Source organism: Ruegeria sp. CDSC045 (assembly GCF_059610725.1).
Window position 1 is genome coordinate 103,355 of record NZ_JBXWOE010000001.1, and the last position, 24,143, is coordinate 127,497.

Here is a 24,143-nt window from a genome sequence, read left to right on the forward strand (position 1 = left end):
ATGCTGAAAGTTTACTGCGCGACTGGTTCGCGCAGTTTTTCTTTGAGGTCATCGTAAAGCGCAATCCGCTCTTCCTCGGACAGGAATGCGCCGATTTCGACTTCGCGACCTTCACCCTTGAGGGTGACGTAGTTCGGAACCGGGCCGCCGCTCTGATGGATCTCGGGGCGGGCCCAATGCCGATTACAGGCCCATTCCTGCTGCCCCCGTCGCGGGTCATGATGTATCAGATGCGCCTGTGTTCCGGTCAGCGTCAGGACTTCGAATATGCTACGGGCCCGATAGTTTGACCGGAGCGCCAGCCAAAGACCCGTTACCGTCAGCAGCAGGAACGGCAGCAACCCCCAAAGCAGGGCCGAGCCGAGCACGGCCAAAAGTGGGATCAGCCCGAACAGAAAGACCCCAAACACAACTCGCACCGCCCAAGGACGCGGCAGTGAGTTATGCGGCCACAGGCGCAATTCAAGTTCTGAAGTGGTGGTTTGATTCCATCTGTAGGGCATGGCCGGAAGATAGCCCAAAGCGCGTCCGAGTCGACGCTGAAAATTCAGATGACGTGCCCGACGCGGGCCCACGATAGGGCATCGTCCAGCCGATCATCCCCCCAAAAGACTTCGTTCCCCACAACCAGGCTTGGGGCGCCAAAAATGCCCAGCTTAATTGCGCGTAGTGTTTCCGCCTCAAGTGCGGCGACAATGTCGGGGCTGCGCGCGCGGGACAGGATCAGTCGGGGATCCTGCTGACTGCGATGTAGCGCTTCGGACAGGGCGGTTTCGCTGCCGGCCTCTACACCTTCTTCGAACCAGATCCGATATAGAATTTGCGTAAAGTTCTTGCCCCAGCCTTCTTCCATTCCTAACAGCGCTACTTGATTTGCCAAGGCAAGGTCAGAAATGGGGTAGGGCGCAGGAAGCTGGGCGTGCATATGGTACTTAGCCGCCCGACGCTCAATGTCGCGCCACATATAGGCGGATTTGACGGGTTTCCCTGCAAAGGGGATGTTCTTCTGCTGCGACATAACTGTGCGTACATTGAACGGCCGCCATGTGACGGACGCATCGTGTTCAGAACACCAATCGTCCAGGCGCATGATCGTCAGAAAGCTGTAGGTGCTTCCGATAGAGTACCAGAAATCAAGATCGGGCATGTGAACCCTCGGGGTAGCCGATTGTTTTGCCTTTACCAGAGTACCCTATTTTGACCGATCTGGCGAATTTCCGGTGGCACGCCACTTAGAAATGAAAAACCCCGCCAAGTTGGCGGGGTTTTCTGTTGGTTCAGAGGGATCAGTGCGCGTGGCCCTTGTCCCAGTCTTCTTGCTTGGGCAGCTGCTCGAACGTGTGTTCGGGCGGCGGCGAGGGCAGGGTCCATTCCAGCGTATCCGCGTATTCGTTCCACGGGTTGTTCCGGGTCTCACGTGCGCCACGGAACAAGGCGTAGAACACGATACCAAAGAACAGCAGGAACGAGGCGAAGGATACAAAGGCACCAATCGACGAGACATAGTTCCACTGCGCGAACGCTTCGGGATAATCGATGTAGCGACGTGGCATGCCCTGACGGCCCAGGAAGTGCTGCGGGAAGAAGGTCAGGTTGGCGCCGATGAAGAACAGCCAGAAGTGAACCTTGCCCCAGAACTCTGAATACTGACGGCCTGTCATCTTGGAGAAGTAGAAGTAGATTCCGGCAAAGATCGCAAACACAGCGCCCAGCGACATCACATAGTGGAAGTGTGCAACCACATAATATGTGTCGTGATAGGCGCGGTCGATACCAGCCTGCGACAGAACCACACCGGTCACACCGCCAACGGTGAACAGGAAGAGGAAGCCGAAGGCAAACAGCATCGGTGTCTTGAACTCGATCGAGCCGCCCCACATGGTGGCGATCCACGAGAAGACCTTAACGCCGGTGGGAACCGCGATGACCATCGTTGCCAGCATGAAGTAGGCTTGCTGCTGGACCGACATGCCAACTGTGTACATGTGGTGTGCCCACACGACAAAGCCCAGCACACCGATCGCAATAAGTGCCCAAACCATCGGCAGGTAACCGAAGACTGGCTTGCGCGAGAAGGTCGCGATGATGTGGCTGATAAGGCCAAATCCAGGTAGGATTACGATGTACACTTCTGGGTGGCCAAAGAACCACAGGATGTGCTGATACAGGATCGGATCACCACCACCGGCCGGATCAAAGAAGGTGAAACCAAAGTTGCGGTCCATTAGCAACATGGTGATCGCGCCCGCCAAAACCGGCAGCGACAGAAGAATCAGCCACGAGGTGATGAAGATCGACCAGCTGAACAGCGGCACCTTGAACAGGGTCATGCCCGGGGCACGCATGTTCAGGAAGGTGGTGATCATGTTGATCGCGCCGAGGATCGAGGAGGCGCCCGATACGTGCACGGCAAAGATCGCAAGGTCCATGGACATGCCGCCCTCGCTCGTCGACAGCGGCGGGTATAGAACCCAGCCGACGCCCGAACCAAGCTGGTCGTTACCACCGGGGCTCAGCAGCGAGGCCACGCCCAGCGAAGTACCGGCGACATAGAGCCAGAAGGACAAGTTGTTCATCCGCGGGAACGCCATGTCCGGCGCGCCAATCTGCAACGGCATGAAATAGTTGCCAAATCCGCCGAATAGGGCAGGGATGACCACGAAGAACATCATCAGAACACCGTGGTAGGTGATCATCACGTTCCACAGATGCCCGTTCGGAGTGCAGAGCTCGGCACCGCTGCCGAACAAGCGGAACCCTTCCATGCACATGTGCTGTACCCCGGGCTCCATCAATTCGATCCGCATGATAACAGTCATCAGAACCGAGATTAGACCGGCCAGGGCCGAGACGATCAGGTACAGAATCCCGATGTCCTTGTGGTTGGTCGACATGAACCAGCGGGTAAAGAACCCGCGCTGGTCTTCATGGTCGTGACCATGAATGGCTGCGTCTGCCATTAGGTGCCTCCTGTTGCAACTACACCGCGCTGTCGGACCTCTCCAACGCGCGGGATTCCTGCTGGTTTTAGATTGCGTGGGGGCGACCTTCAATGGTCGAGTTTGATCTGGATCAAGATTAATTGTCGCGGGTGCCGGTTGCAGGGCTTCGAAAAAGAGCACAACTTTCGGCAAATGGAGGCGACCGGATGGTTCTGAACTACGTGACGACCGAAAAGGCTCAGGCGGCCACCGGGCTACGCATGATCGTTGTCGGAGGTGTGCCAAGCCCCTGGAGCGAAGCCGCAAAGAGTATTTTTCACGTAAAACGTCTGCCTTGGCTGCCAGTTTATCTGGACCATCAGGACCGGGCGCAGACCATCTGGGCGCAAACGGACAGCGCACCGGTTGTGTTCTGGAAAGATGAGGCACCGCTTTCCGAAACGGCCGATATTGTCGCCTTGGCACAACGAATCGCGCCTGAACCAGATTTGTTGCCAGCATCAATGGCGCCCGACATTCTCGCCTTCATTGACTTACTGGCGGCCCCCAATGGATTGGGCTGGCAAAGGCGGCTTCAGAAAATCCATGCTGGTATGCGAGGCCAAGAAGGTGGGTTCCATCCCAAGATTGCCGACTATCTTGGCAAGAAATACGGTTATGATACAGAAGCAGGTGAAATGGCTGCCGGTCGCGCTGATGGAATATTGAAACGCGTCAGTAGCAAGCTCGCAGAAAGTGGTGATTTTCTGTTTGGCAACACGCTCACTGCAGCAGATATCTATTGCGCTGCCTTCATGGCTTTGTTCGCACCGTTGCCGGAAGAGTTGTGTGCTATGCGGCTGAGTACCCGAAGGGTTTTCGAGCATATATCCGATCCTGTACGGGATACTCTTTCGGCAGGTTTGCTGTTGCATCGGGACAGGGTATACCGCGATTTTCTGGAAACACCTTTGTCGCTCTGATCGCATGTGCATTGCGTCTTGACCGCCAAGGTGCGGCACCGCACAAACACCTCATGAAAAACGTCCAAACGGAGGCCGAGTATGTCTGCCTATGATCCCGATAACATTTTCGCCAAGATCCTGCGTGGTGAAATCCCTGCAAACCGGGTCTATGAAGACGACGACACACTGGCCTTCATGGACATCATGCCGCGCACGGACGGGCATCTGCTGGTGATCCCGAAAACGCCTTGTCGCAACGTGCTGGATGCCAGCCCAGAACAGCTTGCTTCTGTGATCTCAACGGTTCAGAAGATGGCGCAGGCGGTGAAAGCGGCGTTTGGTGCGGATGGTGTCACCATCCAACAGTTCAACGAGGCTGCAGGTGGGCAAGAAGTGTTTCATCTGCATTTCCACGTTCTGCCGCGGCACGAAGGCGTTTCGATGCGACCGCCGGGCAATATGGGTGATTTTGACCTGATCGCTAAAAACGCCGGTAAAATCAAAGACGCGCTGGCCTGATCACCCGCTACAGGATCAGTGCGATCCAAGGCATTTGCTATGGTCGCCAAACGCGTTCAGCACTTCACATACATGGTCGTGGGTGCCGTCACAGGCGGCTGTGATGCGTTCCAGTTCGGCCTCAAGGCTGCGCAGCAATGTTATCCGGTTGCGCAGTTCAGTCAGCTGACGATCCGCGATTTCATGAACATGGTCCAGATCCGCCCCCTGCGCCCCTTCCAAAGAAAGCAACGCCTCGACATCCGGCAAAGGCAGGCCCAGATCACGCGAGTGGCGGATAAATTGGAGGCGTTTCAGAGCAGTCTCGTCATATCTGCGCTGATTGCCCGCCGTCCGATACGGTTTGGCCAACAAGCCTTTTTCCTCATAGAAACGGATCGTGGGCACCTTGACCCCGGTTTGCCGCGACAAATCTCCGATTGAGTACATTTTGTGCTTTTTGCCTCTTGAACCTCTAGTGACTAGAGGAATTACATAAGATGGCAGTTCAAAACAAGGATCTGATCTGCCATGTCACATAACCACACCCACTCTCACATTGATCCGAATGCCGGTGACCGGAGGGTGGTCGGAGCGATCGGCGTCAATATGGTATTGACGCTTGCACAAATAGTGGGGGGCATTTTGTCTGGCTCACTGGCCTTGATCGCAGATGCCTTGCATAATTTTTCAGATGCCATCGCGCTGATCATCGCGTTTTTCGCTCGTAAGATTGCGCGACGCCCGGCAGATCCACGGATGAGCTTTGGTTATGGTCGGGCAGAGGTTGTGGCCGCTCTTGTTAACTACACCACTCTTGTCGTTCTTGCCGTTTATCTGATGTACGAAGGTGTCATGCGGTTTATCGAGCCCGAACCGGTGAATGGCTGGATCGTCGTCTGGATCGCAGCGCTGGCCCTGATCGTCGATCTGATCACGGCTGCACTGACCTATTCGATGGCAAAGGACAGTATGAATATCAGGGCGGCCTTTCTGCACAATGTGGCAGATGCATTGGGCTCGTTGGCAGTGATCGTCGCCGGGACCATGGTCATCGTGTTCAACTGGACATGGGTGGATCCCGCCGTAACCATTCTGATCTCGGTCTACATCCTTTGGCATGTGAAATCTGAAATTGGCGAAACCATTCACGTCTTGATGTTGGGTGCACCATCCGACCTTGACCCAGAAGAGGTCGCTTCGATGATCGAGGCCACCGAGGGCGTTGTTTCGGTCCATCACGTTCATCTGTGGAGTATGCAGGAGCATGAACCTGCCCTGACTGCACATGTGGTTGCGACCAGCCACGCAGACGAAGATGCCAGGTGGCTTTCCACAACCATCAAGAATGCGCTGCAGGATCAGTTCGGGATCGGCCATGCAACGCTTGAAATTGAAAGTGGGGAAGAGGTTTGTGGCCATCTGGCCCGGTTTGGACATGACAAACACGAGCACTAAAAAAGAAATTGCCGTTCCGATTTGGGGTCGGAACGGCAGACTCGTAACCAAAACACTTACCTGTTTTCCCAGGGGATACCTGCGATCACCGGCTTAACACACCACTCACTCTAGAACGGTAAATCCATACTAGGCGTTAATGGGACCCAAGTATTCATATTTGTGAAATTTAACTAGATTCCGTCGGAAACCAGACGGACCGATCGGGAATTGTTTCCAAATTTTGAAACAGAGCGGATCTGACGGCAGGATTGTAGTCGGTGCCGGGCTGTTTTTCGATTCGTGATCCGAGTTAATCCGCCCCCGAGGGTCCAAAAACCTCAGCGAAGGTTTTTCTAAGCGCGTTGTCCACATCATCCATCGCGACCGGAAGACCCAGATCGACCAGAGAAGTCACGCCATGGTTCGAGATGCCGCAGGGTACGATCCCAGAGAAATGGCTCAAATCCGGTTCGACATTGATCGAGATGCCGTGAAAGCTGACCCATTTACGCAATCGCAGGCCGATCGCCGCGACTTTGTCCTCGGCTTTTTCGCCTGCTGGCGTCAGCGGCTTGTCATCCCGTTGCACCCAGACACCAACACGGCCGTCGCGGATTTGCCCGGTCACGTTGAACTCGGCCAAAGCTGCGATCACCCAATTCTCAAGCTGCTTTACAAACTTGCGCACATCCCTGCCGCGTTTGTTCAGGTCCAGCATGACATAAGCAATGCGCTGCCCCGGACCATGATAGGTGTATTCACCACCGCGTTTTGACGTATAGACTGGAAATCTGTCCGGGTCTTTCAGGTCTTCGACCTTGGCTGAAGTGCCCGCTGTGTACAGGGCAGGGTGCTCAAGTAGCCAGATACACTCATCCGCCTCACCCGCCGCGATATCGGCCACGCGCGCCTCCATAAAGGCGATGGCCTCATCATAGTCGGTCAATCCGTCAGTAATCTTCCATTCCATGTCGGCTCCTTAGCGGCTGGTTGCATGGATGGAAAGGGCCTAGGCCGCTTCGGTCAAACAGCGCTGCAGGACCTGCGCATAGGTGTCCGCCCCCTGCGCTCCGGTCAGCAGATACTTTCCGCCAAACACCATTGAGGGCACGCCGGAAATGCCACGGCTGGTCCAGTATTGCTGCTTCTCTCGAACCGGCGCGGCATGAGCACCCGATTCAAGCACCCTGCGCGCAGCATTCCGATCCAGACCGGCAGTTTCCGCGGCCTCAAGCAGAACTTCAATATTCGAAACGTCCATTTGCTTGGTGAAATAGGCCTCGAACAAGGCCAGTTTCAGTGGATGCTGGCGACCCTGAGCCTCGGCCCAGTCAAGAAGCTGATGTGCAGCAAATGTGTTTACGATGCGACTTTCTTCATCAAAGGCGAAGGTAAAGCCCAAGTCAGCCCCGATTTGCGTCAATCGATCCCGCATCGCTTGGCTTTGTTCCGTCGAGGAGCCGTATTTCTCGGCAATGTGCTCACGCAGGTTCTGACCCTCGGGCGCCATGTTTGGGTTCAATTCGAACGGATGCCAGCGCAGCTGTGCTAGAGTATCTTGCTGTTTTAGCGCCAGATCCAACTGCCGGAATCCAACAATGCACCAGGGGCAAACCACATCGGAGACTATGTCGATCTGAACGATGGGGCGAGGGTCGGGCGAGGTCATGGCGGGGCTCCTGACGGGGTCATTTGGACGACAACCTGTTAAAGATAAGAGCGCCGAATGGGAATTCAAACCAACGTGATTTTTGCCTCTTCACATCTTGATCATCAAGGTCTATACGCCCCACTACCAAGTCACTAACAGTGCGGTCGTGGCGGAATTGGTAGACGCGCAGCGTTGAGGTCGCTGTGGGGTAACACCCGTGGAAGTTCGAGTCTTCTCGACCGCACCAAGTCATTGGATTTCATTCTTTTTAGGCCGAAATTCGCGACGCCTTCGGTGCGTTCAGTCGACGTGTCAAAGCCGGTCGCCAGCCGCCCGCTGTTAAGCAAGGTAAAGGCGCTGGCAGCCAGGATTCTGACCAGGTGTCAGGTTTCTTAGGTGTCCGGCGTTGCGTTACCGGGCAGGGACCTGCAGCTCAATACGGCGGAAGATCAGTGTGATAATGCCTGCAATGATCAGATAGATCAGTGCCAACAGCAGCAGCGGCTCATAGACAACAAAGGTGTCCGCCCGAATTCTTGACGACACAGCGTAGATCTCAACCACTGTTATCGTCGCCACCAGCGGGGTTGCTTTCAGCTGTAGGATCGTCTCACCGCCTAGTGTCGGCAGCACGCTGCGAATGGCCTGAGGCAGCCAGATCCTGCGGAACATGGTAAACCGAGGCATGCCAAAGGATTGCGCCGCTTCGAGTTGACCCTTCTTAACGCTGGCAAAGGCACCGCGCATGATTTCGCCCTCGTAGCCTGCGTACGACAAGGTCAGGGCCAGAACCGCATAGGGCCAAGCCTGTCGCAGATAGGGCCACAGCTCGCTGCCGCGTATCCATGGAATCTGAGGGAAAAGCGATCCAAGCCCATAGTATAGCAGCCAGATCTGCAAAAGGATGGGCGTGCCACGAATGATCGTGCAGAACACCCGCGCCGGTGCCGACAGATACCAGGGCCCAATCGCCTGAGCGAGGCCCAGCGGAACAGCCAGCAAGAACCCAAGCACACAGGTGACGGCCAACAGCCAGATGGTTCTCCACAGACCTTCAAGTGCCAGGGGCGCATAGGTTGGAATCCAATCCCAGCGCAGTGAGACGGCGCACCAGATAACGAAAGCAGCAAAAAGTGCCATCAGCACGATCCGATGCGGCTGCATGAGTGCTCGCCAGTCCATTATCGGCTTCCTCCCTTCAACGAAGGCTGCCCACGACGGGCCCATTTCTCGATACGCGCGAACACGACACCGGAACAAAGCGTGACGATCAAGTACAAGGCACCTGCAGCAAGGAAGAAGGTGAAATAGGCGCGGGTGCTGGCCGCGGCCTGACGGGTCTCCAGCGTCAATTCGCTAAAGCCGACAATGGCCAGCAGGGCCGTATCTTTAGTTGCAATGAGCCACAGATTGGCCAATCCAGGCGTGGCAAAAGACATCATCGCGGGAATTGTCACCCGCCGCATCAGCAGCAGCGAGGGCATGCCATAGGCGCGGGCGGCTTCGATCTGTCCGGTGGGAACCGCTTTGATTGCGCCCCTGAGAACCTCGGTCGCATAGGCGCCCTGAACGATGCCCAAAACCCAGATGCCGGCAACGACGCCGCTGATTTCGACGCGGTCATACCCCATTGCCTGCGCGGCCTGATTGATCAGGTCGGTCCCGACGTAATACAGGATCAGGATCAGCACCAGTTCAGGCACGGCGCGCATTACAGTCGTATATATGCCGAGCAGGTCACGTGTGACCGGCCCGCCATATAGTTTTCCATAGGCCCCGAAAAGCCCGATGATCAACCCGAAACCGAACGCTCCAAAAGCGATCTGCAACGAGTTAGAGAGGCCACGCAGAAGGTTGCCGCCCCATCCCGGAGGACTAAGGGCAAGCAACTCCATGCTTTGGGCCAAACCCAGGCTTTCGAGGATAGCTTCCACGGCGAACCTTACTCGCTATAGATGCTGGCTGTGAAATAGCGCGAGGTGATTTCGTCATGCGTGCCGTCGGCAAGAATTGCCGCGATACCCGCATTCAGCTTTTCACGCAGCGCGTCATCGCCCTTGCGGACACCCGCGCCGACGCCGCGACCTAGGATCGAGACGTCATTTTCGACCGCGCCTTTGATTTCACAGCAGGCACCGGTGTCAGATGAGACGAAATCCGCCATGGCGATGCTGTCGGCTTGGGTCGCGTCGATACGGCCGGCGAACAGATCCTGGTTGGCTTCGTCCTGAGTCTGATACACCCGGATTTCTGCCGCATCCTTGAAATGCTCGTTGGCATAGGCCTGATGGATCGTGGACGCCTGAATACCGATGATCTTACCGGCCAGAGATTCTGGTGTCGGTTCAATGTCCATCGACTTGTCGGCGACGATAACGGCCGGAGTGTTGTAGTAAGGATCGCTGAAATCGATCGTTTTCATGCGCTCTTCGGTGATCGACATCGACGCCATCAGGGCATCAATCTGCTGACCGGTCAGTGATGGGATGATCCCGTCCCACGCAACCGGAGTGATCACACACTCAAGCTCGGCGGCGGCACAGACCGCATCAATAACCTCGATCTCCCAACCGACCCATTTGCCAGAGGCATCCAGCGATGCGAAAGGCGGATAAGGCTCGGCTGCGATCCCGATCTTGACTTCATCTGCGCCAGCCGTTCCAGCCGAAAGCACAGCAGCAGCCAATGCGGCCACGATTAGCTTTTTGTTTTTCATTAATATTCTCCCTGTTTGATATTTTGTTTGTTCAGCCGACTGATTTTAGGAATTGTTGCAGCCTTGCGGATTTCGGATTGTCGAAAAGTTCGTCGGGTGGCCCCTGTTCCTCGATCTTTCCTTCGAAAAGATACACAACATGGGTCGCAACCTCGCGCGCAAACTTCATCTCATGCGTGACCAGCAACATGGTTCGGCCCTCGGCCGCCAGATCGCGAATTACGGTCAGTACTTCACCAACAAGTTCTGGATCTAACGCGCTGGTTGGCTCGTCAAACAACATTACGCTGGGATCAACGGCAAGAGCACGCGCAATCGCAGCGCGCTGTTGCTGACCGCCTGACAGAAAGGAAGGGAAGGTTTCCGCCTTGTCGCCAAGCCCGACGCGCTCCAGCAACTGGTGCGCGCGCTTGATCGCCTCGTCCCGCGGCACTTTCAGCACGTGAACGGGCACCTCGATGACATTTTCCAGCAGCGTCCGGTGGGTCCAAAGGTTGAAGGCCTGAAACACCATTGCCAGTCGGGTGCGGATGCGTTCCAGCTGACGCCGGTCCTTAGGCGTGCCATCCGGGCGCATCTCAATTGGCTCGCCGTTTACGACGATTTCTCCGGAACTGGGCGTTTCAAGGAAATTGATACAGCGAAGGAACGTGGATTTCCCCGAACCACTGCCTCCGATGATGGCGACGACATCACCCTGATGGGCAGTAAGTGAAACGCCTTTGAGAACTTCGAGCGAGCCAAAAGACTTGTGCAAGTCAGTGACCCGAATGGCTTCATCCAGCGTGGTTTCTGGGTCAGCGTTCATTTTGCAGTTTCATCCCTCTCAACCGTTTTTTTACTTGCAGCTTTAGCAAATCCCTACAATTATGCAACTGTATAATTATAATTTCTGGAAAGATAGATGTCGGATCACGCAACAAAATTCAAGCGAGAACCCGCGGAGCAGCGCAAAGAGGCGTTGATCCAGGCCACGCTGTCTTTGATCGCCGAGCAAGGTTTGCAAGGTGCGACCGTTCGGGCGATTGCCGAGCGGGCCAGTGTAACTCAGGGTCTGATCCGGCACTATTTTTCTTCGAAAGAAGATTTAATTACAGCAGCTTATGACTTTCATATGCGGCGACTGACGGATATGACGTCGGCCCCTGCAGACGGAGATTATAGCACAGCTAGATTGCGGCTGGCGACGTTTGTAACGACCGGGTTGACCCATCCGGTGGTCGATCCGGGGTCAGTGTCCCTATGGGCGGGCTTTTTGAACAAAGTTCTGGCGGACGACAAAATGCAAGCGATCCACGAACAGACATATCGGGATTTTCGTGACCGCTTGGAATCACTCATTGCAGATGCGCTGAACGAGGTAGGCATACCAGCCAGCCCGGCGGAACTGCGCAGGTTGGCTATCGCATGCAACGCCGTGGTCGACGGCTTGTGGATGGAAGGCGGCGCCCTGCCATACGCCTTTGAGCCGGATGAGCTGCCCGAGATTGGGCTGGCTTCGGTTGGGGCAATTATCGGTGTTGAATTGACGGATCTTGAGCAGAGGCAGACATGAAGAAAACAGCGATTACTGAACGCCTTGCCGGCCTGGGTGGCGCCAAATGGGAAGTTTATCTCAAGGCCAAGGAACTTGTCGAGCAGGGGCAGGATATCATCGAATTGACCATTGGCGAGCCGGATGTGCCAACGCCTACCGAACTGGTGGAAAGCGCTGTGGACGCTTTGCGCGCCGGGCGTACTAACTACTCCAATGGGCGTGGTGAGGCTGGACTGCGCTCTGCACTGGCCAATCGTTATTCGGCCAGATCCGGGCGCACGATCACGGATAATCAAGTGCTGTGTTTTCCAGGCACCCAGACCTCGCTATTTACCGTCCTGATGGGCGTGGCCGAGGCGGGTTGTGAGGTGCTGGTGGGCGATCCGATGTATGCAACCTATCAAGGTGTGGTACGCGCAAGCGGTGCGGATATTGTGCCGGTTCCATTGCGGCCGGAAAACGGTTTTCGTATTTCTGCGGATGATATCGCGGACAGGATTACCGCGAAGACCACTGCGCTTTTGTTAACCACACCGCATAATCCTACCGGGTCGATCCTGACACGCGAAGACATAGACGCAATCGGCAAGCTGGCTATCGAGCATGATCTATGGATCATTTCTGATGAGGTTTATGAAGAACTGATCTTTGACGGATCTGTGTTTACCTCACCCCTGTCGCGGTCCGAGTTGGCGGATCGGGTAATCGTCGTCTCGTCGATATCAAAATCCCATGCCGCCCCCGGATTCCGCAGCGGTTGGTGCATTGGCCCCGAGGAGTTTACCGCGCGCCTTTTGTCGCTGTCGGAAACCATGCTGTTTGGAAATCAGCCCTTCATCGCCGACATGACCGAGACGGCTATTCGCAACGGATCAACCGTGGCCGAAGGCATGGCGCAACGGTACGCCCGCCGCGCCCGGATGCTGAACGACAGGCTGCCGAACGAGACACATCTGCGTGTGCATCTTCCACAGGCAGGTATGTTTGCGATGATTGATGTCTCGGCCACCGGGATGAATGGAAACGAGTACGCCTTTCATCTGCTCGAACATGGCAAAGTCGCGGTGATGCCGGGGCCGTCTTTCGGTGACACGGTTGATAACTGGGTCCGTATCGCGCTGACGGTGGACGACGCGATCTTTACCGAAGCCTGTGACCGGATCGTTGCCCACGCGACCCAACTGCAACTGGAAAACGCATGACGAGCATTGGTGAGGCGCTGGTTGATCAACTGGTCAGGCGCGATGTGGATACCGTGTTTGGCATCCCCGGCGTGCATACGGTCGAATTGTACCGCGGGCTGGCCGCATCGGGCATTCGCCATGTCACCCCACGACACGAGCAGGGGGCAGGGTTCATGGCTGATGGTTATGCCAGGGTATCCGGCAAGCCCGGCGTGGCCTTTGTGATTACCGGCCCCGGTCTGACCAATACACTCACGGCGATGGGGCAGGCTCGGGCAGACAGCGTTCCGATGCTGGTTGTGTCGGGGGTCAACACGTTGTCCAGTCTTGGCAAAGGGCTTGGTCACTTGCATGAGTTACCGGATCAACGAGCGATGGCGCGAACAGTCGCTCTGTCATCGGACCGAGTTGAAAAGTCAGTTGAACTAGCAGCCGCGTTGGACCGCGCCTTCGCCATGTTTCAATCCGGTCGCCCAGGGCCAACACATATCGAAATCCCGCTAGACGTTGCGGGGGACGAGTTTGCTGGTCCGACCGATGCTGCGAAAGGTCCTGTCGATAAGTCTCCTGATCCGGCGCTTCTTGACCGTGCTGCCAAGCTACTGGGGTCGGCAAAAGCGCCGGTCATTCTGGTCGGCGGCGGTGCGCGCAGCGCGGGCAGGTCGATCCGGCAGCTGGCCGAAGCGCTGGACGCGCCGGTTGTTCAAACCGTGAATGCGCGCGGGTTGATGTATGATCACTCGTTGAGCGTGCCTGCAAGCCCAAGCCTGAATTCAGTGCGTGCTTTGATCGAACAGTCCGACGTGGTTCTGGCTTTGGGGACTGAGCTGGGCCAGACGGACTACGATATGTACGCCACCGGCACGATGGCTGAAATGCCATCCCTGATCCGTGTGGACCTATGCCCCGATCAGCTGAAGCGCCACGCGGCGGACATTGCCATTGTTGGTGATGCGGCGATGGCAGCGGCCGAGCTTGTGGATCGGTTTGCCGCATCGCCCAAGTCGGCAAACGGTGTCGCGCGCGCAGCTACTTCGCGGCAGAACGCGGTCGAAGAAATCGGGCCGGAAATGCAGGCGTTACTGGCTGTGCTGAACGCCATGCGCGATGCAGTCCCTAACGCGATCATGGTGGGCGATTCTGCTTATCCGATCTATGCAGGAAACCTTTACTACGATCATGATCGGCCCGGCGGGTGGTTCAACGCCGCGACCGGGTTCGGAGCGCTTGGATATGGCATACCTGCCGCGATCGGCGCTGCATTGGCGGACCCTGACGCTCCGGTCATTTGTATCGCAGGCGACGGCGGGGCGCAGTTCAGCCTTCCTGAGCTGATGTGCGCCGTTGATGAAAAACTGCCGATCACCTTCGTGATCTGGAACAACCACGGTTATCAGGAAATCGCCACATCAATGCAGGCGGTCGGTGTGACTGTGCTGGGATGCGATCCGACCCCACCGGATTTTGAAAGCGTCGCCCGGTCGTGCGGCATGCCGTTCTGGCGCACTGGCCCCGACCCGTTGGACGTGGCCCAAGCTTTGTCGTCTGCACAATCCCAAGATGGCCCGCGGCTTGTTGAAATCCGCGCGCCAAACCAATCACACTCTTGATTAAAAGTGAGACCGAAAATGACTGACCCGACCTATGAATTCTCGCGCGCGATCACCCGTCGCCCAGCAGCGTCCATCACCGATGGTCTGCGTGCAGAAGATATCGGTACGCCGGACCTAGACCGAATGCTTGCATCTCATGCGCATTATGTTGAAACCCTCAAGAAAACCGGAGCAGAGGTTATCGAACTGGCTCCCCTTGAGACGTATCCGGATGCCGTCTTTGTCGAAGATACCACACTGTGTCTTCCTCAGGGTGCGGTGATGATGCGCCCCGGTGCACCCAGCCGCATGGGTGAGGTGGCCGAGATGGAGCCGACAATCCGCGGCGTTTATGACGAGGTTCGGCAGATCGCTGGGCCCGGCCATATTGAAGGCGGGGACATTCTGGTAACGGGTCGCGAAATTCTGGTTGGCCGGTCAGATCGGACCGATGCGGCCGGTGTCACAGAGCTGACCGAAATCGTTTCCGACTGGGGCCACACCGTACGCGAGGTTTTTACACCACCGGGCGTGTTGCACTTCAAAACGGATTGTTCGTTGCTGGATGGGGAAACCATCCTGTCCACGAAGCGGCTGGACGCATCCGGCTGCTTCGAAGGGTATCGGGTTCTGCATGTGGCAGAAGGCGAAGAAGCCGCTGCAAACTCGATCCGGTTCAACCAATTTGTCCTGGCTCCGGCCGGCTTCCCGCGTACCACCGAGATGTTGCGCCAGAACGGTTATGATGTGGTCGAAATCGACAATGTGGAATGCGCCAAATTGGATGGCGGAATGTCATGTCTGTCGCTGAGATTCTGACCTGGTTCACGACGATTCAGAACCGACTAACCTTGAACCAGCCAAATGCGTCCTGCTGCAACCAAAGAAAGAGTGGGCGCATTTTGGCGTGATTAAGGTTAGCCGCTTCAACCACTTGGATATTCATTCGAAATAGTATGATCCCTACCCAGTGGGTGTAGCTTTGCACCAGTTTCGCGCAGTATTTCTTTTGCACCCAAATCCCATCTCGCCCGTGCTTGCCGGGTTGTGTATGACTTGGGCAAAGAAGTTATGGCAGGAAATACATGTCTCAGGCGCTCACCGTATTCACGACGATGAAGAACGAAGGCCCCTATATGCTGGAATGGGTCGCATTCCACAAAACACTGGGAGTCGATCACTTTGTGATCTTCACCAATAGCTGTGAAGACGGCACGGATGCCATTGCCCGCAGGCTGCAGGAATTGGGTCTTGCCACACATGTCCCGAACGAGGTCAAAGAAGGGGGAAACCCGCAGCATCAGATGCTACGGCGCGCGCGGCGTCAGCCCAAAGTGAAAGAGGCCGACTGGCTGATGTGTCTGGATGTTGATGAATTCTGGAACATCCGCTGCGGTGACAACAGCTTTGCGGCGCTGATCGCAGAAACCGAACAGCGGGCCGGAAAGCCGGTGGATGCGATCTCATTCGCGTGGAAATTGTTTGGTAGTTCGGGGAATATCAGCTTTGAAGACAAACCTGTGACCGAGTCCTTTTCGATGGGGGATCAGGAATTCCCGTATCATTCCGGCCGGGCCTATGGTCTGAAAACCCTGTTTCGTAACAACGGAAAATTTACGCGGTTCGGCCCGCATCGCCCGAAAGGGGTCGAAGAAGGGAAAGAAAGCGAAATCGCTTGGTCCGATGCCGGTGGCAGGCTGTTTCCGTCCGAGAAGGTCGGGTGGCGCGCATGGAGGAAATTTGATCATTCGCTGGGGCGGATTCATCACTATTCCGTCCGGTCTTTGGATGGGTTTCTGGTCAAAAGGGATCGGGGCCGTACCAATCATATCCGCGTAGACCAAGGGCAAGCCTATTGGCAGGACATGAATGCCAACAAAGAAACAGATCACTCGATACTGCCAGCAGCGCATCGCGCGGCCCCATTGCTGGCCGAACTGAAAGCCGATGAAGAACTCGGCTGCCTGCACGCGAAGGCATGTGACTGGCATCGCACCAAGATATCAGAGATCAAGTTGCGGCCTGACTGGGTGGATTTCCGCCTCTGGCTTGCGGAAAATCTGGTCTGATCACCATGGCAGAAGACCTTTCAAAAGAGCAGCTCAAGCCTGATCACCCCGATCGTAAGACGGGGTATGAACGGATTCTGACAGACCCTGCGCCCCCTTGGTTTGTCGAGCTGTATCCAGGTGGGGACGGGACCGGGTTTCTGCAAAAGCTGAACAGACACTCGGTTTTGTTTCACCAAAGGTCTGCGTCCCGGCTTGTGGTCAGCTTTGACAACATTGCCAATGCCAACGACCTGTCTTTTTCCCGCGAACCCTGGGGCTGGAAGTTCTTCCGTGACGAAGGCTGGTCCCATATGGGGATATTTGCGCGGACCAAAGCCTGGTACCGCGATCCCGAGATCATCTCGTATTTTCAGACCCAAGCGGATCAGGGTTTTTTTGCACAGTTTGATCAGGTTGTGTTTGCGGGCGCTTCGATGGGCGGATTTGGAGCGCTGACATTCTCGGCCCTTGTTCCCGGCGCCAATGTCATCGCTTTCAATCCGCAGACAACGCTGGATGAACGGCTGGTCCCGTGGGAGACCCGGTATCGGTTCGGGCAGGTGCAAGACTGGGATCTTCCCTTTAGCGATGCCACGCAAGCCGTTGAAAATGTGGGGAAAGCCTACGTTTTCTATGATCCCTTTTTTGATCTTGATCGCCAGCAGGTGACGCGATTGAAAGGCGATAATGTCGTGCTGCTGAAGACATGGTTTTCAAACCATTTCGCGGCCCCGATGCTGCGCAAATTGGATATACTGAAGCCGGTTATGCTCGAGGCGATGGACGGCACACTGGAACCCCAGGCCTATTACCGAATGATGCGGGCACGGCGGCGACTGCCTTTGTATATGCGCGGGATCGAGGCGATTGGCGGCGAACGTCACCCACAGCTTGTTACGCAAGCAAGGCAGAGGTTCCGACGGCTGCGGCGCGCAGCCTTGGCCGAAGCAGCCTCATGAAGCCCGAAAAGGGGGTCTTTATCGGCCAGCGCAAAGACCGGATGGGTGCCCGGTTGCTGATGATGCTGACCTGCATCCGGTTGGCCGAGGATTTTGACACCAGCTATCGGGTCAACTGGTTTCCCAAAGGTGCGGATGCGCCAGAGCTGGACCAGCCGCAAGAATTGTTCTCACAAGAGTGGATGGATGAGCATTTCCTGAGCACCGAATCCTTTGATGCTCTAGGCGAGAACGCCCTGCCGATATGGTCGTTTCAGGGCGATGCGACACCGGATCGGCTGATATCCCATCTGAATTCCGGCCGCTCTGTTGTCGTCGAGGAAGGCTTTGAGGTTCTGGCCTTTCAATGGGAAGATGTCGAGCAGATCCGCCCCCGGTACCGAGAGTTCATCCATCAGATCGGGTTCACGGATGAAATCCGGAACATTATGGAAAAGGCAGATGCCAAACTAAGTGGCAAGGGGGTGTCGGCCTATCACATTCGCCGTGGCGACATCCTGAATGGTCTGCCGTGGAAGCATACGACCTGGCCGGCAAAGATCGAACCGGAAGAACTGTATGCAGCGCATCTTGGAAAAAACGCAGGGTGTGCCGCGATCATGTTTTCAGATCAGCCCGAGCTTGTGGCCCGATTCCAAGTGCAGTTTCCGCACCTTATGCAAATGTCAGATATCGCGGATCTTTCCAGTCTGACCCGTGCACAACGAGACTTTCTGGAGCTCTATACCATGTCGCGCGCGGATCAGTTGATAGCGCCGTACGTTTCCGCCTTTTCCATGGCAGCGGCGCGAATTTCAGGGCAGCAGGGAAAAGTTTTTCGCGATGTTTTGAACGAAGATGAAGTCAAACGCGCCAACGAACAAGTGATCGCACGCCTGCAACGCGGTCCAGAAGAATTTCTGAATCTCTCAGAAGCCGCTCATATCTATGCCAAGGCTTCGTTTTATCTTCATGGTTTGGGCGCGGGAGATCGGGCCGAAGAGGCATTGGAACTGGTGCAGCCGTTGATGGATGCAGGTTCGGATAATGCATTCCTTCCACTTCTTCAGGCGTTGAATTACTTTTATCTGAATCGTTGGGCCGAAGCGTTAGAGATGACTGAAGCAGCCTTCGAAAACCCGCATATCTGGCCCGAAGATTTTGCTGTCGTAACTGCACTTCAAGCCGCGATATTTGGAGGGCAGAAGAAACGCTGGAAGGCTGCGCAGGTGTTCAGCAGGGCGTTTTGGACAAAACCAATGCGCCCGGATGTCATCATATTTGGCTCTCGGCTTTTGTATCGTGAACAGATTGCGCAGCGCGCAATGCCGCCAATGGATTGGGTGATGCAGAAGGCTGTTCGGAGGCCTTGGTTCAACTACAATGCGCACGTTGCGCAGAGGAAGGTACTGGGTCGCCCGCCCTGTAATTTCGACCTGATCCTATTGGATTGGGCTAGTCTGTCCGTAGATCAAAGGGCGCGCCGTCTAACCTCCAACCGATCCCGCTTGCAGACTTTGGCTGACGGGCTAGAAAGCTCAACTCAGTTGCCCGAGGATGTTCGCATTTCCCGCGAAGACCCGCGCTTTGAAGGGGTGCAATCTTTGCTGCGTTTGCATTTGGGAGATACATCTTTGGCGCAGTCTTTGGATATTGCGCGGAAAGTGGCCAAGCGCCTTCCGGATAACCCGTTATACTTAAAGCGACTGGCCGAACTGTATGAGAAAGATGGAGATTTTGTAAACGGAAGGCTGGCCATGGCAGATGCGTTGGCCTGTGATCCGGGAAACCCATTTCTGGTCTTTGCGATGGGGCAATACCTTGAAAGGAACGGGGCCGAAGAACAGGGGCAAAACCAAATTATTCAGGCTGCGGAACTGGATGACAATACAGCGGCGATCCAAGGCGAGGCAGGCAGGATATATCTGCAACGAGGTGAAAAGCAGAATGCGCGCGTTCATCTTTCCAAGGCCCACGCGTTGTGCCCAACCCTAAAACGATATTCCAATCAGCTGAAACGTGCGGGTGGAAAATAGACGGATTTCTCTTGGTGACCGGCTTGAATACCGGTAGTTTGCAGTCAAAATCTTAAACAAATCTCCGATACCACCGGGGCAATGAAAACAAGCAGGGCAGTCAGGTATGGCCGAACAGGATCCTCGATATATCAGCGTTACCCCTATGAAGAACGAAGGACCATTCGTTCTTGAATGGATCGCCCATAATCGTGCCATTGGTGTGGACCAGATTGTGGTCATGACCAATGACTGTACCGATGGTACAGATGCCTTGCTGCAGCGATTGCATGACCTTGGCATTGTCACGCATGTCGACAACAACTCGAGACGTCAGACCAGCCCGCAAAAACGCGCCTATAACGCCTTTCTGAAAATGGAAGTGGCCCGTCCACAGGATTGGGTGATCGTTATCGACGCGGATGAACATATTAACGTCAGAACCGGCGACCATACATTGCGTGCGCTGACAGGTGCCATGCCGGATGCAAAAACGATTTCAATGACTTGGCGTCTATTTGGAAACGCCGGAATTGTTCGGTACGAGGACCGTTTTCTGTCGGATCAGTTTCGCCAAGCTGCACCTGAGCGTATTTTTCGACCGCCGCAAGCTTGGGGCTTTAAGACCATGTTCCAACGCGGCCTGTGGGATGCGCTCGGTGTCCATCGACCGAAAAGGCCGACCGTTGAAACGATGGAAGAATGCCATTGGTACAACGGATCCGGTCAACCGATGCCCGAAAGGTATTTTACTGCCAGTTGGCGATCGGCGCGGGACTCCGTCGGGTACGAGCATGTTCAGATCAATCACTATGCTTTGAAATCCTGTGAAAGTTATCTGGTCAAGAAAATGCGTGGTCGGGCCCATCATCTGGGGGAAAGCCTTGGGATGGAATATTGGAACATGATGAACCAAAACGCCGAAACTGAGACCTCGATCGACACAATCCTCGATCGGAAACGGGCTTTGTATTACGAAATGCTGTCAGACGCTGAGACGGCCCGCCTGCACCATATGACCTGCGATCTGCATCGCCAACAGGTTGCCCAGTTGCGCGAACAACCCGAGATGCAAGACCTCATGCGTCAGATGACCGCCGGGTTCTCAGCCAAGGCCGAGACCTGAGGTCGCTTGGCGAATAGGAACGTTTCATGCTCTGGCTACACATAGGAATGCCCAAGACTGGGTCGACTGCGTTACAGGGGTTTGTTCGCAAAAACGGTCAAGTGATGGCTGGGGCCGGATTACACTATATGGAAACGGGCCGCAGGCGAACCGAGGGGCAGGGGCGTCTGGCCAGCAGTCATAACCTGATTGCCTTCCACATGAACCAAACCGAACAGCCGGTCACCGCCCTGCGCGAAGCGATGGCAAGGGAATATGCTGAGCATGAGGATAAGGCATGCTTGGTATCGTCTGAGATGTTGTACTCAGTCGATCTGCACAAACTGGCCGAGATTTTCGCTGAGATCCCCGCGCGTGAGATGAGGATTGCTTTCTACTGCCGTAGATATTCTGACTTTTTCGAGGCCGATTATAAACAAAGGGCAAAGAACGGCAGGCTTGCCGGGGGCGGCTCTGAATATATTCGTACCCAGCTGGACGAGATACGTGCGCATCCTGAGCGTTTCAGCTTTGCCAGTGCTGCGGCTCGGATTAGGTCAGCTTTTCCGGGCGTCTCGTTGGTGCCTATGCTGTATGAGCGCTCTGAAATGGCCAATGGCAACATTATCGATGATTTTCTGGATCGCATCGGCGTCCAACTGCCCTTGGACAGCAAGACCGAAACATCGTCCAATCCTTCGCATTCAAGAGCCGCGTGTGAGGCGTTTGGTGTGGTCACAAGGGCTATGGGACGCAAGAAAAGTCGCCAGTTGCGACGTCGGGCTGTCGATGATCCCGTGATGATGCGTAAGAATGATGTGCTTGAACCGGATGAACGCGCCTGGCTGGACGCGTTTATGGCAAATGAAGATGTGAGTTTTCATCAAGAGTTCTTTCCCGACCGGACGCAGCTTTTTGCCCCTGTCAGGTTGAGCATGCATGATCAGTCGTTTCGCCGGGACACAGCCGCGGAATATCAGGCGCTGCGCCAGGCATCCGAGATCGTGTTTCGCATGGCGCTAGAGGGTTGACCTTATTCGACGGTAATTTCCTGGCGCTGCCGGCCAGTGGTTTTGTCAAAGATCAGGATGCGATTGTCATCAGTCACAACCGCAAACCAGTTGTTTCCAATGGTGACCGCCTGCGCTTTTGCGCCATCGGGCAACTCAACCTGATCAGGCAGGGTAGGGGTCCGGTCCGATAGCCGGATGACAATCAGTGCGAATGTCACTAGAACCCCGCCAATCATTACCGCGGTCAGCAGCATGACCATTCTCCGCAGCAGGCGAAGCTGCGGCGTTTCCTGCGGTTCTTGGGGTTCGGAAGGGACAGTCATGGGCACTCGCCAGATTGAGTTTCAAATCGCGGCCGATCCGCCGCCCCGCCTTGATAAGGCGCTTTCCCGCGATGTGCCAGCCGAGGAAAGCCTGTCGCGGACCCGATTGGGGAAGCTGATCGAAGAGGGGGCCGTGATGATCAACGGAACCGCCGCCCGCGACCCCAAGGCCAAGGTGGCCGAAGGCGCAGTGGTGGCGATCACTGTGGCCGAGGCCGAAGACAGCCATATCGGCCCGGAAGACATCCCGCTGGAGGTCGTATTCGAGGATACCGACCTGATCGTGGTCAATAAACCTGCGGGTATGGTCGTGCATCCTGCGCCCGGCTCTCCGAACGGGACATTGGTCAATGCGTTGCTGCATCACTGCGGTGATGACCTGTCTGGCGTAGGCGGCGTAAAGCGCCCCGGCATCGTGCATCGTATCGACAAGGAAACCAGCGGGTTGCTGGTGGTGGCCAAATCCGACGCGGCCCATCACGGGCTTGCCGCGCAGTTCGAGGCGCATAGTGTCGAACGCTATTATCGCGCCATCTGTTACGGTGTCCCGGATGCCAATGATCCCCGGTTGCGCGGCGTCAAAGGTGTCAGCTTTGAGCCCGGAAACATCATGCGGATCACCACTCAGCTGGCCCGTCACAAGACAGACCGGCAACGACAGGCTGTGCTGTTTCACGGTGGTCGCCACGCTGTCACGCGCGCCCGCCTGGTCGAAACGTTTGGGGCGCCGCAGGGGCTGGCTCTGATCGAATGCTGGCTGGAAACGGGCCGCACGCATCAGATTCGGGTTCACATGACCCATGCCGGTCATGGTCTGGTCGGTGATCCGGTTTATGGGGGCAAGCGGAAACTCGCAGCTAAAGCCTTTAGCGCGTCTGCCGCCGAGGCTGTACGAGACTTTCCTCGTCAGGCGCTTCATGCTGCGGTTTTGGGTTTTGAGCACCCGATATCGGGTGAAAACCTTCGCTTCGAGGCTGTGTTGCCGGATGATATGGAAAATCTGATTGAACAGCTGCGCACACCGCTGACATAATAAGCAAAGTTACGTGAATAACGTTTTCTTAGGTTTCCTTTATCAAACGTTAATTTCAAACTGTTAACGGTACCTCTTGAACGGATCGGGACGACCTCCCATATCCATGTTAACGACTTAAACATTTGTCGGAGGGACAAGAAACATGGCCAATTACGCAAATCTCCCCGCGCCGACGCCGGAAGGCGGGCTGAACCGCTATATGCAGGAAATTCGGAAGTTTCCCCTGCTGGAGCCAGAAGAAGAATACATGCTGGCCAAAAGCTGGGTTGAGAAGCAAGATACTGAAGCTGCACATAAAATGGTGACCTCCCACCTACGGTTGGCGGCCAAGATCGCTATGGGTTATCGCGGTTATGGGCTGCCACAGGCCGAAGTGATCTCCGAGGCCAATGTCGGTCTTATGCAGGCCGTGAAACGGTTTGACCCGGAAAAAGGATTCCGGCTGGCGACCTATGCCATGTGGTGGATTCGCGCCTCGATTCAGGAATACATTCTGCGGTCATGGTCTTTGGTCAAACTGGGTACAACCTCGGCGCAGAAAAAGCTGTTTTTCAACTTGCGCAAAGCTAAGGCACGCATCGGTGCGCTGGAAGAGGGCGACCTGCGTCCGGAAAACGTGGCCCGGATCGCAAATGACCTTGGTGTGACCGAAGCAGAAGTGATCAGCATGAACCGCCGGATGTCCGGTGGCGACGCCTCTCTGAATGCGACCGTCGGGTCCGAGGGCGAAGGCACCATGCAATGGCAGGACTGGCTTGAGGACGAGGATGCCGATCAGGCGGGCGACTATGAGGCCCGCGATGAGCTCGACGCCCGCCGCGAGCTGTTGGCGGCTGCTCTTGAAGTTTTGAATGACCGGGAAAAAGACATTCTGACCCAACGCCGCCTGATGGATCAGGCCGTCACACTGGAAGAGCTGAGTACGCAGTACAATGTCAGTCGCGAACGCATTCGCCAGATTGAAGTCCGCGCTTTTGAGAAACTTCAGAAGAAGATGCGAGAGCTTGCCCGCGAAAAAGGGATGCTGGCCACAGCCTGACCTCTTCGTTTATTGAACGGGCCCGGTGCGACATTGGTCGTGCCGGGTTTTCTATTTGTGTTAGCGCTAATGACACTCGGACTGAGGGCGATTACAACAGACCGGATCAAAGCCATAGG

The 24,143-nt window shown here is 55.8% G+C and carries 25 protein-coding genes and 1 tRNA gene; 15 read left to right on the top strand and 11 right to left on the bottom strand.

What is annotated here, in order from left to right:
• Positions 1-11: 11 nt before the first annotated feature.
• The 3 genes from AC2FH6_RS00545 to ctaD all read right to left on the bottom strand — a co-directional run bounded on the left by AC2FH6_RS00545 (position 12) and on the right by ctaD (position 2,960).
• Positions 12-503 carry a DUF2244 domain-containing protein gene (locus AC2FH6_RS00545; protein WP_496700725.1) on the bottom strand — a complete coding sequence of 164 codons (492 nt, stop codon included), beginning with the start codon at positions 501-503 and terminating at the stop codon, positions 12-14.
• Positions 504-547: 44 nt separating this feature from the next.
• The gene (locus AC2FH6_RS00550) at positions 548-1,147 is read right to left on the bottom strand and encodes a 2-hydroxychromene-2-carboxylate isomerase (RefSeq protein WP_142634478.1); all 600 of its coding nucleotides are present in this window, start codon (positions 1,145-1,147) and stop codon (positions 548-550) included.
• A gap of 139 nt (positions 1,148-1,286) precedes the next feature.
• Positions 1,287-2,960 (bottom strand): cytochrome c oxidase subunit I, encoded by a 1,674-nt coding sequence (gene ctaD, locus AC2FH6_RS00555; RefSeq protein WP_142634476.1) that lies wholly within the window; start codon positions 2,958-2,960, stop codon positions 1,287-1,289.
• A 188-nt stretch (positions 2,961-3,148) separates the two neighbouring features.
• On the opposite strand from ctaD, the gene AC2FH6_RS00560 reads away from it, so the two are divergent.
• Positions 3,149-3,904, top strand: a complete 756-nt coding sequence (locus AC2FH6_RS00560) for a glutathione S-transferase family protein (protein ID WP_496678137.1) — start codon at positions 3,149-3,151, stop codon at positions 3,902-3,904.
• An 81-nt stretch (positions 3,905-3,985) separates the two neighbouring features.
• Positions 3,986-4,405, top strand: a complete 420-nt coding sequence (locus AC2FH6_RS00565; RefSeq protein ID WP_496678134.1) for an HIT family protein — start codon at positions 3,986-3,988, stop codon at positions 4,403-4,405.
• 15 nt (positions 4,406-4,420) lie between these two features.
• Here the strand turns inward: AC2FH6_RS00565 and AC2FH6_RS00570 are convergent, their stop codons facing one another.
• A complete protein-coding gene (locus AC2FH6_RS00570; RefSeq protein ID WP_281972282.1) occupies positions 4,421-4,834 on the bottom strand; it encodes a MerR family transcriptional regulator in 414 nt (137 codons plus the stop codon).
• 81 nt (positions 4,835-4,915) lie between these two features.
• Between AC2FH6_RS00570 and AC2FH6_RS00575 the strand changes: the two genes are divergently transcribed.
• Positions 4,916-5,842, top strand: coding sequence for a cation diffusion facilitator family transporter (locus AC2FH6_RS00575; protein WP_142634468.1), 927 nt, complete (start codon positions 4,916-4,918; stop codon positions 5,840-5,842).
• 292 nt (positions 5,843-6,134) lie between these two features.
• Here the strand turns inward: AC2FH6_RS00575 and lipB are convergent, their stop codons facing one another.
• The gene (lipB, locus tag AC2FH6_RS00580) at positions 6,135-6,794 is read right to left on the bottom strand and encodes a lipoyl(octanoyl) transferase LipB (RefSeq protein ID WP_142634466.1); all 660 of its coding nucleotides are present in this window, start codon (positions 6,792-6,794) and stop codon (positions 6,135-6,137) included.
• Positions 6,795-6,833: 39 nt separating this feature from the next.
• Positions 6,834-7,493, bottom strand: a complete 660-nt coding sequence (locus AC2FH6_RS00585; protein ID WP_496700728.1) for a DsbA family oxidoreductase — start codon at positions 7,491-7,493, stop codon at positions 6,834-6,836.
• A gap of 142 nt (positions 7,494-7,635) precedes the next feature.
• On the opposite strand from AC2FH6_RS00585, the gene AC2FH6_RS00590 reads away from it, so the two are divergent.
• Positions 7,636-7,722 (top strand) — tRNA-Leu (locus tag AC2FH6_RS00590).
• A gap of 164 nt (positions 7,723-7,886) precedes the next feature.
• Here the strand turns inward: AC2FH6_RS00590 and AC2FH6_RS00595 are convergent.
• The 4 genes from AC2FH6_RS00595 to AC2FH6_RS00610 are packed head-to-tail and all read right to left on the bottom strand — an operon-like array spanning position 7,887 to position 10,999.
• Positions 7,887-8,657 carry an ABC transporter permease gene (locus AC2FH6_RS00595; RefSeq protein WP_425471946.1) on the bottom strand — a complete coding sequence of 257 codons (771 nt, stop codon included), beginning with the start codon at positions 8,655-8,657 and terminating at the stop codon, positions 7,887-7,889.
• The gene (locus tag AC2FH6_RS00600; RefSeq protein WP_496700431.1) at positions 8,657-9,370 is read right to left on the bottom strand and encodes an ABC transporter permease; all 714 of its coding nucleotides are present in this window, start codon (positions 9,368-9,370) and stop codon (positions 8,657-8,659) included. The genes AC2FH6_RS00595 and AC2FH6_RS00600 overlap by 1 nt, the downstream gene beginning before the upstream one ends.
• Positions 9,371-9,417: 47 nt before the next feature.
• Entirely contained in the window at positions 9,418-10,191 is a 774-nt protein-coding gene (locus AC2FH6_RS00605) for a transporter substrate-binding domain-containing protein (protein WP_142634460.1), read from the bottom strand.
• 31 nt (positions 10,192-10,222) lie between these two features.
• Positions 10,223-10,999, bottom strand: coding sequence for an ABC transporter ATP-binding protein (locus tag AC2FH6_RS00610; RefSeq protein ID WP_496700731.1), 777 nt, complete (start codon positions 10,997-10,999; stop codon positions 10,223-10,225).
• A gap of 96 nt (positions 11,000-11,095) precedes the next feature.
• Between AC2FH6_RS00610 and AC2FH6_RS00615 the strand changes: the two genes are divergently transcribed.
• The 9 genes from AC2FH6_RS00615 to AC2FH6_RS00655 all read left to right on the top strand — a co-directional run bounded on the left by AC2FH6_RS00615 (position 11,096) and on the right by AC2FH6_RS00655 (position 21,644).
• Positions 11,096-11,746: a TetR/AcrR family transcriptional regulator gene (locus tag AC2FH6_RS00615; RefSeq protein ID WP_271946462.1), complete on the top strand. Its 651-nt coding sequence runs from the start codon at positions 11,096-11,098 to the stop codon at positions 11,744-11,746.
• Complete coding sequence (locus tag AC2FH6_RS00620) at positions 11,743-12,930, top strand: pyridoxal phosphate-dependent aminotransferase (RefSeq protein ID WP_496700733.1); 1,188 nt, start codon at positions 11,743-11,745, stop codon at positions 12,928-12,930. The genes AC2FH6_RS00615 and AC2FH6_RS00620 overlap by 4 nt, the downstream gene beginning before the upstream one ends.
• Complete coding sequence (locus AC2FH6_RS00625; protein WP_496700735.1) at positions 12,927-14,522, top strand: 5-guanidino-2-oxopentanoate decarboxylase; 1,596 nt, start codon at positions 12,927-12,929, stop codon at positions 14,520-14,522. The genes AC2FH6_RS00620 and AC2FH6_RS00625 overlap by 4 nt, the downstream gene beginning before the upstream one ends.
• Before the next feature lie 18 nt (positions 14,523-14,540).
• A complete protein-coding gene (locus AC2FH6_RS00630) occupies positions 14,541-15,323 on the top strand; it encodes a dimethylarginine dimethylaminohydrolase family protein (RefSeq protein WP_271946472.1) in 783 nt (260 codons plus the stop codon).
• Between the two features lie 266 nt (positions 15,324-15,589).
• Positions 15,590-16,573, top strand: coding sequence for a glycosyltransferase family 2 protein (locus tag AC2FH6_RS00635; RefSeq protein WP_496690735.1), 984 nt, complete (start codon positions 15,590-15,592; stop codon positions 16,571-16,573).
• Between the two features lie 5 nt (positions 16,574-16,578).
• A complete protein-coding gene (locus tag AC2FH6_RS00640; protein WP_496700736.1) occupies positions 16,579-17,514 on the top strand; it encodes a hypothetical protein in 936 nt (311 codons plus the stop codon).
• Positions 17,511-19,529 carry a hypothetical protein gene (locus tag AC2FH6_RS00645; protein WP_496700737.1) on the top strand — a complete coding sequence of 673 codons (2,019 nt, stop codon included), beginning with the start codon at positions 17,511-17,513 and terminating at the stop codon, positions 19,527-19,529. Before AC2FH6_RS00640 ends, AC2FH6_RS00645 begins: the two co-directional genes overlap by 4 nt.
• A 106-nt stretch (positions 19,530-19,635) precedes the next feature.
• On the top strand, positions 19,636-20,634 hold the full coding sequence (locus AC2FH6_RS00650) for a glycosyltransferase family 2 protein (RefSeq protein ID WP_271946483.1): 999 nt from the start codon (positions 19,636-19,638) through the stop codon (positions 20,632-20,634).
• Between the two features lie 26 nt (positions 20,635-20,660).
• Positions 20,661-21,644, top strand: coding sequence for a hypothetical protein (locus AC2FH6_RS00655; protein WP_496700739.1), 984 nt, complete (start codon positions 20,661-20,663; stop codon positions 21,642-21,644).
• Between the two features lie 2 nt (positions 21,645-21,646).
• On the opposite strand, the gene AC2FH6_RS00660 is transcribed toward AC2FH6_RS00655, so the two are convergent.
• Positions 21,647-21,949 carry a DUF6476 family protein gene (locus AC2FH6_RS00660; RefSeq protein WP_142634436.1) on the bottom strand — a complete coding sequence of 101 codons (303 nt, stop codon included), beginning with the start codon at positions 21,947-21,949 and terminating at the stop codon, positions 21,647-21,649.
• Between AC2FH6_RS00660 and AC2FH6_RS00665 the strand changes: the two genes are divergently transcribed.
• Entirely contained in the window at positions 21,948-22,982 is a 1,035-nt protein-coding gene (locus AC2FH6_RS00665) for an RluA family pseudouridine synthase (protein ID WP_496690730.1), read from the top strand. The genes AC2FH6_RS00660 and AC2FH6_RS00665 overlap by 2 nt on opposite strands.
• Positions 22,983-23,127: 145 nt before the next feature.
• Complete coding sequence (gene rpoH, locus AC2FH6_RS00670; RefSeq protein ID WP_142634432.1) at positions 23,128-24,024, top strand: RNA polymerase sigma factor RpoH; 897 nt, start codon at positions 23,128-23,130, stop codon at positions 24,022-24,024.
• Positions 24,025-24,143 lie beyond the last annotated feature (119 nt).